Source organism: Acinetobacter sp. 161(2023) (assembly GCF_037027805.1).
Taxonomy (GTDB): Bacteria; Pseudomonadota; Gammaproteobacteria; order Pseudomonadales; family Moraxellaceae; genus Acinetobacter.
Map to the genome: position 1 here is coordinate 172,201 of NZ_JAZEYD010000009.1, position 14,439 is coordinate 186,639.

General features: G+C 37.0%; 11 protein-coding genes and 1 pseudogene. 4 read left to right on the plus strand and 8 right to left on the minus strand.

Features of this window, described 5'->3' with window-relative positions:
• The first annotated feature begins 1,140 nt into the window (after positions 1 to 1,140).
• The gene (locus tag WA249_RS10830) at positions 1,141 to 1,377 is read left to right on the plus strand and encodes a VF530 family protein (protein ID WP_336168636.1); all 237 of its coding nucleotides are present in this window, start codon (positions 1,141 to 1,143) and stop codon (positions 1,375 to 1,377) included.
• Between the two features lie 169 nt (positions 1,378 to 1,546).
• Here the strand turns inward: WA249_RS10830 and WA249_RS10835 are convergent, their stop codons facing one another.
• From WA249_RS10835 to WA249_RS10855, 5 genes and pseudogenes are all read right to left on the minus strand, one after another.
• The gene (locus WA249_RS10835) at positions 1,547 to 2,851 is read right to left on the minus strand and encodes an MFS transporter (RefSeq protein ID WP_336168649.1); all 1,305 of its coding nucleotides are present in this window, start codon (positions 2,849 to 2,851) and stop codon (positions 1,547 to 1,549) included.
• A 188-nt stretch (positions 2,852 to 3,039) separates the two neighbouring features.
• Positions 3,040 to 3,594, minus strand: coding sequence for a TetR/AcrR family transcriptional regulator (locus WA249_RS10840; RefSeq protein ID WP_336168637.1), 555 nt, complete (start codon positions 3,592 to 3,594; stop codon positions 3,040 to 3,042).
• 642 nt (positions 3,595 to 4,236) lie between these two features.
• Positions 4,237 to 5,418, minus strand: a complete 1,182-nt coding sequence (metC, locus tag WA249_RS10845; protein ID WP_336168638.1) for a cystathionine beta-lyase — start codon at positions 5,416 to 5,418, stop codon at positions 4,237 to 4,239.
• 240 nt (positions 5,419 to 5,658) lie between these two features.
• Positions 5,659 to 6,386: pseudogene (locus tag WA249_RS10850) on the minus strand (AAA family ATPase).
• Between the two features lie 45 nt (positions 6,387 to 6,431).
• Entirely contained in the window at positions 6,432 to 6,902 is a 471-nt protein-coding gene (locus WA249_RS10855) for an Lrp/AsnC family transcriptional regulator (protein ID WP_336168639.1), read from the minus strand.
• A gap of 264 nt (positions 6,903 to 7,166) precedes the next feature.
• Between WA249_RS10855 and WA249_RS10860 the strand changes: the two genes are divergently transcribed.
• The gene (locus tag WA249_RS10860) at positions 7,167 to 7,487 is read left to right on the plus strand and encodes a pyrimidine/purine nucleoside phosphorylase (RefSeq protein ID WP_336168640.1); all 321 of its coding nucleotides are present in this window, start codon (positions 7,167 to 7,169) and stop codon (positions 7,485 to 7,487) included.
• Positions 7,488 to 7,541: 54 nt separating this feature from the next.
• On the opposite strand, the gene adeB is transcribed toward WA249_RS10860, so the two are convergent.
• Together adeB and WA249_RS10870 are read right to left on the minus strand one after the other, a co-directional pair.
• On the minus strand, positions 7,542 to 10,649 hold the full coding sequence (gene adeB / locus WA249_RS10865) for a multidrug efflux RND transporter permease subunit AdeB (protein WP_336168651.1): 3,108 nt from the start codon (positions 10,647 to 10,649) through the stop codon (positions 7,542 to 7,544).
• On the minus strand, positions 10,649 to 11,836 hold the full coding sequence (locus WA249_RS10870; protein ID WP_336168641.1) for an efflux RND transporter periplasmic adaptor subunit: 1,188 nt from the start codon (positions 11,834 to 11,836) through the stop codon (positions 10,649 to 10,651). Before WA249_RS10870 ends, adeB begins: the two co-directional genes overlap by 1 nt.
• 144 nt (positions 11,837 to 11,980) lie before the next feature.
• Between WA249_RS10870 and adeR the strand changes: the two genes are divergently transcribed.
• Both adeR and adeS read left to right on the plus strand, forming a co-directional pair.
• Positions 11,981 to 12,724, plus strand: a complete 744-nt coding sequence (gene adeR / locus WA249_RS10875; protein ID WP_336168642.1) for an efflux system response regulator transcription factor AdeR — start codon at positions 11,981 to 11,983, stop codon at positions 12,722 to 12,724.
• Between the two features lie 31 nt (positions 12,725 to 12,755).
• Entirely contained in the window at positions 12,756 to 13,826 is a 1,071-nt protein-coding gene (adeS, locus tag WA249_RS10880; protein ID WP_336168643.1) for a two-component sensor histidine kinase AdeS, read from the plus strand.
• Between the two features lie 255 nt (positions 13,827 to 14,081).
• On the opposite strand, the gene WA249_RS10885 is transcribed toward adeS, so the two are convergent.
• The coding region (locus WA249_RS10885; protein ID WP_336168644.1) for a hypothetical protein at positions 14,082 to 14,439 on the minus strand (358 nt) is incomplete at its 5' end.

Below are 14,439 nucleotides of genomic sequence, written 5' to 3' on the forward strand. Positions count from 1 at the left end.
GCCCAAATTTTTATATTTATAACAATTAAAATGTAAAATCTTGAATTAACCAAAATTCATACTGAATATATTTTAAACAATTGTTGAGAATATTTAGTCGTGTTTAATAATAGTAGCTATAGCAGCTGTAACTTAAAGTAAATTTAGAGAACTTAATTCTTAAATTATTTACTTACAGTGAAATTGGAGAAAGATGGGCCACAAAAGATTATTTTTATAGTTTTAGAGAAGATATGAGTGTCCAAATTTAGCTAGCCAGCTAATAGCTAAATTTCACATCTATAATTTAAATTTTCACGCAAAAGGTGATCTAGGCGTTTACGCACAGTAAAAGCTAAAAAATCTAGAAAAACGTCACAAGGATTTTAAGACATACTTTAATAGCCTAAATCTAAATAGAAGAATGAAACGTAATATTTTTATCAACCAGTGGTAAAGAATATTCAATGCAGGCTGAGCAACACAAAGTGCTAGAGCGGGAAACTCAGTAATACTAATGGCTTAATAGTTAATTATGTAATAGTTCGTATAATGTATATTATGTTAAATAAGATATGTGAGAATCTACCATATATAAAGCTCTGGCTACTCTGCGTTGCTACTACGCCGTTTATTCTTTACTACAGTAAATTCTCAGCTTGGTATCTGTTGCTCAGGCAACTTACTAGCGCTTAACGACTTAAACTGACTAACCCTATTTCTAATTTTAGCCAGAAAAACACTCTAGGCAGCCTTCTACAAAATGTCATTACATTTTTAATTTTCCTCTAGCTAGAACGCGTAAGCTACTTACCACCTTTACAGGCTTCATTTTTGGCTACTGGCTACTGCAATACAGATTTCTTTCCCTAAATTGCCTTTTGAGCATCAAAATTATTAATTTGCTTAGGCTAAATTGCAATACGCAAAATATTTTCTATCATATTGAAATTTATAAATATATTCTCAAAACACCCTTTACAGGCTTAGAAAAACTGATATAGTACGTGTGTACAGCTATTGTTTAGATTTCCATCACATCAGCCAGTTTCGATAATCAATTACAACCTAATACGCTTCGGGATGTGTTTTCGCAATCCCTCTCATTTTCCAACTAGCTCAGGTTATAATAATGGAATCCCAAAATATTGTTGATCTATTATGAACGCCTCCAATGACCCTTTACACGGCAAAAAACTTGCTGACATTTTGGATGAATTATTGGATTACTACGGTGGATTTGAAGGCTTAAGTCGTAAAATTGAAATTAGATGTTTTTGCATAGATCCAAGTGTTAAATCATCATTACGATTCTTACGTACCACACCATGGGCACGTGAAAAAGTAGAAAGCTTATATGTGTATGTCTTACGCCAAAAAGCCAAACAGAAATCGTAATGGACTATTGATTAGGCCACTATTTGAAAAAATATCTAGAGCTGTAAAGATTTGATTAACTATCTTGGCACAATCAAGTTTTAAATGTGAGAGTTCTTTAGACTCTCACATCTCTAATTGCAATAAGAAACACTCAAGCAACTTCTCCCGCTCATTCTCTTGTATAACCCTATGATCGGTACTTGGCCTGAATCATTAGCATGATAATAACGAACAACGAAGGTATTGCCGCAATCACAAATAAATGGGTAATGACCAAAAATTGAGAAAGATAGCCACCAAATAACGGACCAATGACCGATCCTAAACGGGCAATTCCAATACTCCAGCCCACCCCAGTGGTACGAAGTGAAACTGGGTAATAACTCGCAGACAGCGCATTAATAGCAGGTTGCCCACCAACAATCGCAAAGCCAGCAATGAAAATAATGACAAATAATAAAATAATGTGGCTAACAGCATAGCCAATTAAAGCAACACTAATCACTGCAACAAGAAAAACAGGTATTAATACTTTATAAAATCCAGTCTTATCGATTTTAAGACCCATCACAACACTACCAATCGTACCGCCTAATTGTAGAGTAGAGCCAATCATCAATGCCTGATTTAATGAGAGTCCTGACTCTTTAGACAAAGTCGGTAGCCAGTTCGCCAGAAAATAGAGGCTGATCATATTTAAAATACTGATGATCCAGATGGAATAGGTAAAAAACGCACGCTTATTTTTAAATAACTCAAGCGGTGACTTTTTAACCTGAACTTCAGTCGTATTGATGATTTTTATCTCTGAATTGAATATTAATGCAGGATAAAATTTCTTTAACCAAAACAAAATTTTGGGCGTATTTTTGCTATTTTCACTTAAAAAATATAAAGACTCTGGCAGCTTAAAGAATGTAATAAAGAAAATAATTAAAGGAACAATACCGCCAAAATAGAAAATCGCCTGCCATCCTCCCCAAGGAACTAATAAAGCTGATATGCCTCCTCCCAACATTGCCCCGACCGTATAGCCACAAGAAATGACCATCATGGTGAAAATACGAGATTTATATGGAACAATTTCAGAGCTATAAGCCATGACATTTGGCATGATACCTCCTAAAAAAATTCCTGTAATAAAGCGGATTGCAGTCAATTGCTCAATATTGCCGACATGTGGTGTTACCAGCATCAATATGGAGAACATAAAGGTTGAGATCAGTAGTATGGGACGGCGGCCAAAACGATCAGAAAGTGAACTTAATAAAAATGATCCGACAAACAAACCAAATAAGCTAGCGCTAAACACAACGCCTAGCATGGTTTTATGAACACCCCATTCTTCTATAATCATTGGGGCTGCGTAAGCCATGGACTGAATGTCGTACCCATCCATAATCATCAGCAATAAACAGGTGAACAAAATAAATTTCTGATAACGTCCAACTTTCTGTTGATTGATCAAATCACTTAATGCAACTTCTTTCATGGTCATCCTTTCTCCATGTTGCGCTTTCAATTATTTTCATTTTAATTACGTTATTCATAATCAATTTACGATTATCGTAAAGAAAAATAACAATATTAGCCCCCAAAAGTCAAAATATTAACTTTTAGGTTCATCGCACGGCGCTTATGGTCTACTCATCACATCATATTTCCAAATTATTTTTTCATTCAAATACTTGGTTTAAAAAACTGCTCTAACACCAGATCCCTTTCCTCCAAACTATTGGAACTTAAAAACTGGAACATCAAGCCATCGATTAGGTTTAACACCATGCTGGCATCGGGTTTTATTGCACAAGTTTCTAGACTAAAAATCAGATCAAAAATCTCATGGAGCAGCCATTTTCGATATTCAACTGCCATGCGGTAACCCTGCGAATAAACAAGTTTAATTTCAAATATGGCTTTGAGTAATAAGTGGTACAGGCTATTAGAACATACATGTAAACGCACAATTTCTTTGAGTTTATCGCTTGAAGTGTAGTAGCGGTTTGAGTAAATAATTGACAGCACTTCTTCTTTAAGGAGTCTCTTTTGAAAGGCGATACACATTTCAATCAGGCGTTCTTTTGAGTCAAAATACTTGTACAACGTGCTTTTTGGTATTTTGGACTCTTTGGCAATCAGGTCTACGCCTACCGTTTGAAAACCATAGGTTGTAAATAAGCGTATAGCCGTACGAATAACATGTAATTTTTTGGAAGAGATTCTTAAAGTTGGCATAGTTTCACCGTTATAAATTCTTGTTGTTTCTAAAAGAGATATTTTTTTAGGAGAAAAAAAGGCATAGCAAAGCCGTAAGACTGTGCTTAGCACATCTCAAGTTTTATTGTCGTAACGATTCTTAAGGTGTAGAAAACCTAGAGCCGATTAAACCGTTTTATAGACTTTTTAAGTGGTATGGGTATAGAGAATTTGGCGAAGGCCAATAAATAAGAAAAATTAGTATGCATAGGAAACCCCTCATGTCTACAGAAGTTCTACCGAATCACTGTCAAATGATTATGGTGGCAGAACGAGAGAAGGTTGACAGAATGGTTAGACGCCAGCACACTCGAAAGTGTCCCTCTCCCGTCCTACCGCTACGGGAGGAGACGAGGAGCTTACACACAAGACTATTCCTCAGAAGGAATAATTCTGATGTGGTCTAAATCAGCCTGTCAAAGCCGGCTGGCAATGTAGGCCAGCAGGCAAAGGATAGTGCTCAACCCTATTACAGTCAAGCATGCAAAATGACATTTGCTTTAAAATACATCATTAAAAAGTAAGGATAAATAATTAACCAGTTATTGTTAATTTGAAGTTTAGAAAGTGCTTTAAATTTATATAGATATATTGAGTTTGATAAGCCAAAATGAACTACGGCTATATAACACTCTCAACACACATTTGTTCTGCACACTGTAGTGCATGTTCCAAATCTTTCTGTAAGTCGATAACCGACTCTAGCCCAATATTCAGACGTACCAAATAGCCATTTTTGGGTAGATTGGTATGAGTTCGATACGCTTGTCCAACAGGTAGAATCAGACTTTCAAACCCACCCCAAGACAAACCAATATGAAATAATTTCAATGAATCAAAGAATTTTTGCACATAAGAAGGTTCAGATTCTTTTAAGTAAAAAGCAAATACCCCAGATGAACCATTAAAATCTCTTAACCACAAATCATGATAAGGGCTTGTTTCTAAAGCAGGATGAAGCACTTCATTAATAGCCGGATGTGTTGCTAGAAATTGAGCAATAGTTAGAGCACTGTTTTGATGCTGCTTTAACCTTACCGCCAAACTTCGTAAACCACGTGAAGCCAAATAAATGTCGTCTGGACTTGTGGTCTCACCAAACAAATGACCTGTTTTAGTGAGTTGTTCGTATGTTTCAGTATTTGCAGTAGCTACGCCCATTAATATGTCAGAATGGCCGCCAATGTATTTGGTTACGGACTGAATCGAAATATCAGCACCATGTTTTAATGGTTGAAAAAGTAACGGCGTTGCCCAAGAGTTATCGACTAATACTTTTGCACCGTATTGATGGCTAATTGCAGAAATTGCCGAAACATCACTCAGTTCAAATGTCATTGAACCCGGTGACTCAATAAACACTACACTGGTACGATGACTAATTTTTTCAGTTAATGCTTCAAGATTGGTAGAGTTAAAATATTCAACACTTACCCCCATTCGGACTAATATGTTGTCAGCAAAATTCCGTGTTGGGCCATAGATGTTATCGGCAATCAAGACATGACTATTTACCTCTACACAAGCCATAAGTGCATGTGTACATGCCGACAAACCAGATGGAAAAACCATACTGCCCGCACCACCTTCAAGCGCATTGATTGCACTTTCAAAAGACTTAGCTGTTGCAGCACCGAAACGGCCATAATGGCGATATACCCCACCATTTCGTTTAAATTCTTCCCATTCACTAAAGCTATTTACAACAATAGTAGAACCACGAAAAACAGGTGTGTTGACTAGACCATCAAAGCGCTCGGGTGTTCGTCCTAAATTAATGACATCTGTACTGAATTGATTCACTTTTATATTCCGAGAAACATATCAACTTTATTACCAATTCATGATAGTAAAATTTCAATGGATATAAATTTTAATCTTTTCTATTTTTCATGCTGAAATTAGATTTATATTTCCTATTTATGTTGTAAATTAGAATTTTAATCCGATATTCATTTCTTAGAGTAAAATATTATTTTATAGAGTCCTTAGCATTGGTCTGTTTTTTGTTTGAACTTGCCCTTATGAAAGGTACTTCTCACACTATTCGTCATCCATGATTTGCTGGATACGTTTTTGGTAATTATTTAAAAAATCATGTGTCACTCGGAAATGTTCTGTTTGCTCGTACTGAATTTCACAAATCCCTGAGTCAGAAAAGTGATAAATTTTAGCATTAGGATAAGCCAGTAAAATTGGCGAGTGCGTTGCAATAATGAGTTGTGATTGGTTTTTACATAATTCATGAATAGCCGATAAAGCTACAAATTGCATGGTAGGTGAAAGAGCAGCTTCAGGTTCATCTAATAAATAAAGCCCTTCACCTTGTAATTTATGAGTGAGCAATTTTAAAAAGCTTTCCCCATGTGAACAAGCATGGAATTGCCACCATAACTTTTTACATAGTTCAGTTCATTCATATATGTGCCGATATTGTAATAACTCTCGGCTCTTAAAAAATAATAGTCTTTAGGCTTTTTAAAGCTTTTAATCATTCTTAAATATTGAAATAAACCTGATGAACTACTCGCTGAATTAAGTCGCACATTGAGAGTGCCGCCTTCTTCGGAAAAGCCAAGCGCCAAAGCGATGGCTTCCATAATAGTCGACTTGCCAGAACCATTTTCACCCACAAAAAAAGTGACGTCTGGATGAAAGGTTAATTGTTCAATATCATTAACGGCTGGTATCGCAAAAGGATAAATTGACCAATCTGCCTGCATATTGGCTTTAATTTGTACTGAACGTAAATAAGGTTTAGCTTCTAGCATTTTCTGCTGGTCCTTAATCTTTAATGGTATTGCCAGTTGCTTTTATTAGAAAAAATTTAAAGGAAGTTCTGTCGTATATTTAATTTGCTCCATGGCAAAACTAGAACTCACATCGGCCAAGCCTTTAATTTCAATTAATTTTTTATAAACCTTATCGAATTCAGCAACATCCGATACGGCGACTTTAAGTAAATAATCTGTTTCACCTGCCATTCTATATACTTCAATCACTTCATCTATGGCATAGATATGAGAGTGAAATTCTTGAATCCACTCAATATTGTGTTGTGCAGTTTTAATAAACACCATCACAATCACATTAATGTTGAGTTTTTTACGATCTAACAAAGCGACTTTTGCACGAATAATACCTTCTTCTTCCATCTTATGTATTCTGCGCCAGCAAGCCGTATTGCTTAATCCCACTTTGTCAGCAATATCACCTATTGCCAATGTGCAGTCCTTCTGTAGAATATCTAATATCACACGGTCATATTTATCTAAATTTAACTTCATACCTTCAAGCTTCTCTGCACTATTTATTTAAAATAAATCAATTCAATAAACTATATATTAGATTGTTATTCTAATTTTTCTGTTAATTTGCTGTGCTCCATGTTTTTACTAAAAAAATATCTACTCTATATTTTGAATGATAGCCGCCAATTCAAAAGTATTGACTTCTACTACCGATAAAAATTATATTTTTAAAGCTTGTAGAGTCGAGTAAGCTTTTATTATTATCTTCTAAATATTCGGTACAATAAAAGAGACAAAAAAATGCCAAATCAATTTGATTCTGTTTCTATAATAAAAAAAGCGAATGTTCATTATGAGGGACACTCAATTAGCCATGTCATTGAACTTGAAGATGGTACAAAAAAGACTTTAGGTGTCATTCTTCCCACAGAAAAAGCTTTAACTTTTAAAACCCATGTTTCGGAACGTATCGAGATCATTTCAGGAAAATGTAGTGTTCAAATTGGCGATGATCCAGATACTAAAATCTATTCAACTGGTGAGTCTTTTAATGTTCCCGAAAATAGTAAATTTAAAATCATGACAGATGAAGTTATTGATTATGTCTGCCATTTAGAATGAATTGAGCATAGGATGCATCAGAGGAAATTGAGTATTTCCCCTGATGCATTTAACTTAAGATGATATTTTTTTCTTAGAAGAGAGCTTTTCTACGGCGCCCAAAATAAAGATAAAGAACACGGGAACAAAGAAAATAGCCAGAATCGTTGCTGAAATCATGCCTCCAAATACACCGGTACCTAAAGCATGTTGAGTCTCAGAACTTGCACCTGTTGCAATCACAAGAGGAATTACACCACATGTAAAAGCAAGAGAAGTCATCAGAATTGGTCGTAAACGAAGTTTGGCTGCTGCAACTGTGGCTTCAATCAAACTCATTCCTTCTTCTTTGAGCATTTTTGCAAACTCAACAATCAAGATTGCGTTCTTTGCGGATAGACCAATAATCGTAATGAGTCCAATTTTGAAGAACACATCATTCATTAGACCTCTCGACATAATGGCAATAATTGCACCGAAAATACCAAGTGGTACAACCAACATGACAGATAATGGAATCGCCCAGCTTTCATAGAGTGCAGCCAATACGAGAAACACCACTAACATTGATAAACCAAGTAAAAAGGCCATTTGAGATTCAGACTGCTTTTCTTGTAAAGAAATACCTGTCCACTCGTAGCCAATGCCTTTAGGCAACTTAGCAATTAACTGTTCCATTTCACGCATTGCCACACCCGAAGATGTATCGAAGTTAGGAATGCCGGCAATACTTAAAGATGGTCGTCCGTTATAACGATTATATTGTTGTGGTGCTTTGTTCCATTGAGGTGTTACTACTTCTGATAAAGAAACCAATTGACCACTCGAACCCATCACTTTCAAGTTTAAGATATCTTTGAGTTGCATACGTGATTTAGCTTCAACTTGTACAATCACTTGTTGCATACGGCCCTGATTAGGGAAGTCATTGATATACATTGAACCCATTGAAGTTGAAATGATGTCTGAAACGTCTGAGAATTTAACACCAAGGGTATTAAGCTTTTCACGGTCAATTTTTAAAGAAATATTGTCGCCTTGCGGTAAACCCTCATTCCACACCATATAGAACTTTTTGTTCTTGGCAGCCATCTGCATAAGTTGATTTTGGGCAGCCAATAAAGCAGGCATACCTAAGTTCGCACGGTCCTGTAAACGTAAACTAAAGCCTGAGAATGTACCTAGTTCATCAATAGCAGGTGGAAGTACCGCCATTGTTTCACCTTCCGCACTATTTGCCATTGATGCATTGACTGCATTTGTCATTTCAGTTGCCGAAGAGGTTCGCTCATTGAAATCTTTTAAGGTCGTGAAAGCAACACCTACGTTTTGTCCTGCACCGCTAAAACCCCATCCCATAATCGTCGTATTACTTTTGACCTCGGGTTTGTCTTTAAGCGAATTTTCAAATTCATTCACCACATGTCGCGTGCGTTCTGCCGTTGCATCCGATGGTAATTGGAAAGACGTCATAAACCAGCCTTGATCTTCCTCTGGCATAAATGCTGTTGGCCAATACTTCATTCCAGCAAAAGTGATGCCTGTTATCACCACAAAGATCATCATTACTGGGACCGTATGTTTGATGATTTTAAGTAGCATCAATTCATACTTTTTGGTCACTTTATCGAAGCTACGATCAAACCATGCAAAGAAGCCTTTCTTCTGATGATGACCATCAATTGGTTTTAAAATGGTTGCACATAGTGCAGGTGTTAAAATGAGTGCCAACAAAGCCGAGAATAAAATAGACACGGACATGGTCAGCGTAAATTGTTTATAAATGATTCCGACTGAACCACTCGCAAAAGCCATTGGTAAAAACACAGCAGACAATACCAAGGTAATACCAATAATAGGACTGGTAATCTCTTTCATTGCCTTAGAGGTTGCTTCTTTAGGATTTAATCCTTCAGTCGCCATAATCCTTTCGACGTTTTCAACAACGACAATCGCATCGTCGACAATAATTCCGATGGCCAGCACCATACCGAACATGGTGAGTACGTTAATCGAAAAGCCGGCCAGCAGCATCACGGTAAAAGTACCGAGCAAAGCAATAGGCGCAACAATCGCAGGAATAAGCGTATAGCGTACATTGTGCAAAAATAAATACATCACAATAAAAACCAGAACCATGGCTTCAAGTAATGTATGAATTACCTTTTCAATTGAAATTTTGACAAACGGCGCGGTGTCGTAAGGAATACTAAACTGCATACCCTCTGGTAAATTCAGCGTTAATTCTTCAATTTTTGCTTTAACGCCTTCTGCTGTTTTTACTGCATTAGCACCGGGGCTTAACTGGATTGCGGCAGCCGTAGCGGGTTTACCATTTTCTAAAATAGCAAAGTTGTAAGCCTGTGATCCGATTTCAACATTTGCAACATCAGACAAACGAATGACACTTCCGCTGGTTTTGCTTTTTAAACTAATATCATTAAATTGCTCAACACTTGATAGTTGACCTTGGGCCGACAATGGAACCGTAATAAGTTGGCCTTTATTTGCAGGTAAATCGCCTAGGCGCCCTGGTGCAATTTCAATATTATTTGCACGGATTGCATTGTTTACATCACTAATTGATAAACCATACGAAACCAATTTATTTGGATCGACCCAAATTCGAAGCGCTTTCTCTGCACCAAACGATTGAACCTTACCAACGCCTTCAACGCGTTTTAGTTCTTCTACGACATTTCGAACCAGATAATCACTTAAATCTACTTCTGAATATTGGCCATTAGGAGAGTTAATACCCACCAACATCAAGAAACCTGAAGATGAAGCTTCAACCTGTAAACCTTGCTGCCGTACAACCTGAGGTAATCGTGATTCAATACTCTTGATTTTATTTTGGACATCGACCTGAGCCATTTCGACATCTGTACCCGGTTTAAAAGTTACAGAAATATCTGCTGTGCCCGAAGTATCTGTTGTAGCACTATAATAAAGTAGATTTTTTACACCCGATAATTCACGCTCAATTAAAGTCACAACGCTATCGTTAATGGTCTTTGCCGTTGCTCCCGGATAAGTTGCACTAATGTTCACTTGAGGAGGCGCTACACTAGGGAAACGAGCAATTGGCAGTTTGGGAATACTCAGTAACCCAAACAATATGATAAAAATCGCGATCACCCATGCAAAAACAGGGCGTCGAATAAAGAATTGAGACATCATCATTGAGCTCCTTGATTTGTAGATGGTATTGTTTCTACATTTGAAGCATTATTTTCTGATGCTGGTTTTTTCCACACCGTCATTGCTAGTTTCTGGTTTGGCTTGATACGCCCCATACCTTCAACAATGACTTTGTCACCGACTTTTAAGCCTTTATGGGCGATATAGTACTGTTCATATTGCTGACCAATTTCAATAGGACGAATTTCAGCCGAGCCTTTTGCATTGATCACATAGACCTGAGGTTCACCATTAATATTTCTTTGAATCGCTTGTGATGGAACTAATAAGGCTTGTGGAATAGAAGCTCGGTCTATATTGACTCGTACATACATCCCAGGAAGTAGTTTTCTCTCGGTATTATTCACTTCAATACGAAAGGTCACATCGCCCGTTTCAGGGTCAACATTAATATCTTCAAACAACATTTTTGCTGTGACGTTATATTGCTGTCCTTGGCTATTAGAAATACGCACAGCTTTTTCACTGTTTGCAGACAACTCGCCACTTTTTAAAGCTGCTTGTAAGCGTTCATATTCACTGATTGATTGCTTTACATCGACGTAGACTTTATCAATCTGTTGGATTGTGGCCATGGTATTCGTATCGCCTTGACCAACCAATGCGCCTTCAGTGACAAAAGACTGACCAATACGACCTGAAATCGGTGCTCGAACAGTGGCATATTGCAGATTCAAATTTTGTCTAGTGAGCAATGCTTTCATTTGCGCAACATCAGCAAGAGCTTGACGATATTGAGCTTGAGCATTACTTACTTCTTGCTTACTAATCGCATTACTTGGTAAGAGCTGCTCATAACGTTCTAACTGAACTTTTAATCTTGCTACTTCAGCTTCGGCTTTATTGAGTGAAGCTCTATTGCTATTTACATCTGCCTCAAAAGTTTCTGAGTTAATTTTATATAAAGCTTGCCCTGCTTTGACTTCACTACCTTGTTTAAATAAAACTCTTTCAATAATTCCTCCAACTTGCGGACGTATTTCAGCCGTACGGAATGCATGTACCCGTGCAGGAAGATTTTCACTGAAATTAACCGATTGTGGTTGAATGCTTAATACACTGACTTTAGCGGGAGGTGGCTCAGCTTGGGCCGCTTCTTTTGAATCACACCCCTGTAATACCAGCCCAATAGATAAAATTAAAGGAAGTAAAAGATGCTTTTGCATACTGTCCAAACTTAGTGAGTTTTTGATGCTGACATTATTTTTGATGAGTGTGTAGCGATCATCACTAAAGTGTGGAGTAAGTGTGGAGAAATACCGATAATTTAGCGTATGATGAGTTGAAGCACCTCATATAGCCCGTTTTCTATGTTTGATCATTCTTTTTCTTTTAATTGCCAAGATAAAGTTATCCTCGTTGTAGAAGATGACTACGATATTGGCGACATTATTGAAAATTATTTAAAACGTGAAGGAATGGTTGTTATTCGTGCTATGAATGGAAAGCAAGCCATTGAATTGCACGCTAGCCACCCCATTGATTTAATCTTACTTGATATTAAATTACCCGAGCTCAACGGCTGGGAAGTGTTAAATAAAATACGCCAAAAAACTCAAACTCCTGTAATTATGCTAACGGCGCTAGATCAAGATATTGATAAGGTTATGGCATTAAGAGTTGGTGCAGATGATTTTGTGGTTAAGCCATTTAACCCTAATGAAGTCATCGCTAGAGTTCAGGCAGTCTTAAGACGGACCCAGTTAACAAACAAGCCATTTAACAAAAATAAGATCTACAAAAATATTGAAATTGATACGGATACTCATAGCGTCTATCTACACTCTCACAATAAGAAAATATTGCTTAATCTGACGCTAACGGAATATAAAATTATTTCCTTCATGATTGACCAGCCCCACAAAGTTTTTACCCGTGGTGAACTTATGAATCATTGCATGAACGATAGCGATGCTCTAGAACGAACTGTAGATAGCCATGTGAGTAAGCTTAGAAAGAAATTGGAGGAACAAGGAATACTCCACATGTTAATTAATGTGCGTGGCGTAGGATATAGACTCGATAATCCACTAGCTGTAAAAGATGATGTCTAAATAATATTAAAAATATAGCTAGGGAATTTTTATGAAAAGTAAGTTAGGAATCAGTAAGCAGCTTTTTATTGCTTTCAGTATTGTTAATTTGAGTATTACCCTATTTTCAGTTTTATTGGGTTATCTAATTTATAACTTTGCCATCGAAAAAGGTTGGCTGACTTTAGATACTCTACAAGAGGATTGGACAGAATTTCATTTTATAGATTGGATTTGGATGTCTGCCGTCATTTTCTGTGGTTGTCTGATTTCACTTGTGATTGGCATGCATTTAGCTAAACGCTTTATTATACCCATTAATTTCTTAGCCGAAGCAGCCAAAAAAATTAGTCAAGGTGACCTCTCGGCTAGAGCTTACGACAACAGAGTGCACTCTGCCGAAATGTCCGAGCTTTTATATAATTTTAATGATATGGCTCAAAAGCTTGAGGTTTCTGTAGAAAATGCACAGGTGTGGAATGCTGCCATAGCGCATGAGTTAAGAACTCCAATCACAATTTTGCAAGGCCGCTTACAAGGCATCATCGACGGCGTTTTTAAACCTGACGAAATTCTATTTAAAAGCCTTTTAAATCAAGTTGAAGGTTTATCTCATTTAGTCGAAGACCTACGAACGATAAGTTTAGTAGAGAACCAGCAACTCAGATTAAATTATGAATTATTAGATTTTAAGTCTGTGGTTGAAAAAGTTCTCCAAGCCTTTGAAGACCGCTTAGAAAAAGCAAACTTAGTACCAGAACTAGACCTAACGACAACTCCTGTACTTTGTGACCGTCGCCGTATTGAACAAGTTTTAATTGCGTTAATTAATAACGCAATTCGTTATTCAAATGCCGGAAAACTTAAAATCTCTTCAGAAGTGGTTGCAGACAACTGGATATTAAAAATTGAAGATGAAGGCCCCGGAATTGCAACCGAGTTCCAAGATGACCTATTTAAACCCTTTTTTAGATTAGAAGAGTCAAGAAATAAAGAGTTTGGTGGTACTGGCTTAGGCCTAGCTGTTGTATATGCAATTGTGGTTGCACTTAAAGGTTCTATTCAATATAGCAATCATGGTTCCAAAAGCACTTTCACCATAAAAATTTTGATGGATCATTAAAAATACTGAGTTTTTCTAGCCCTGCTAGTGAGCTGATGGTTTCTTCAGCTCACCCGAAGCCTAAACTAGATTATTGTTGATAGACCTTCTTTCCATTAAAAATAGTCGACACCACTTCAGCAATAAAAAGATTGGGCTAATTTATGTAGTAGTTCATGAGAATAAATTATAAAACTAAGCCTCTTACTCGTAGTTGGTTTGAGGCTTGGTAAATCCATTTCAATAGCACCTGTTTAAAGATGCTACACAAAATAATTAATAGTTCTTTTTAGAGAATTTATGACCTTTAGGAAGTGGAGCATCACATGGTTGATCCGTCTTTACATCGACCATTTTCACTGGCCCATCATTGTAGACCGTTACTTTACAGCCTTTTACAACATATTCCTGTTCAATACCACCGTACCTTTCATTATCAGAAACAGGAGCTACAGAAGTTACAGCATCACAAGCTTCATCAGCACGACATCCAACCTCTATTCCACTAACCTCCGCTCCACTCGCTTCTGCCACTTCTGCTCCAGCGGCTTCCATTACATCAACATCTTCAACCTGTATCTTTGCGGCATATGTATTTGAAAAACTCATCATAAGAAAAACTGCAAGAAAGAAC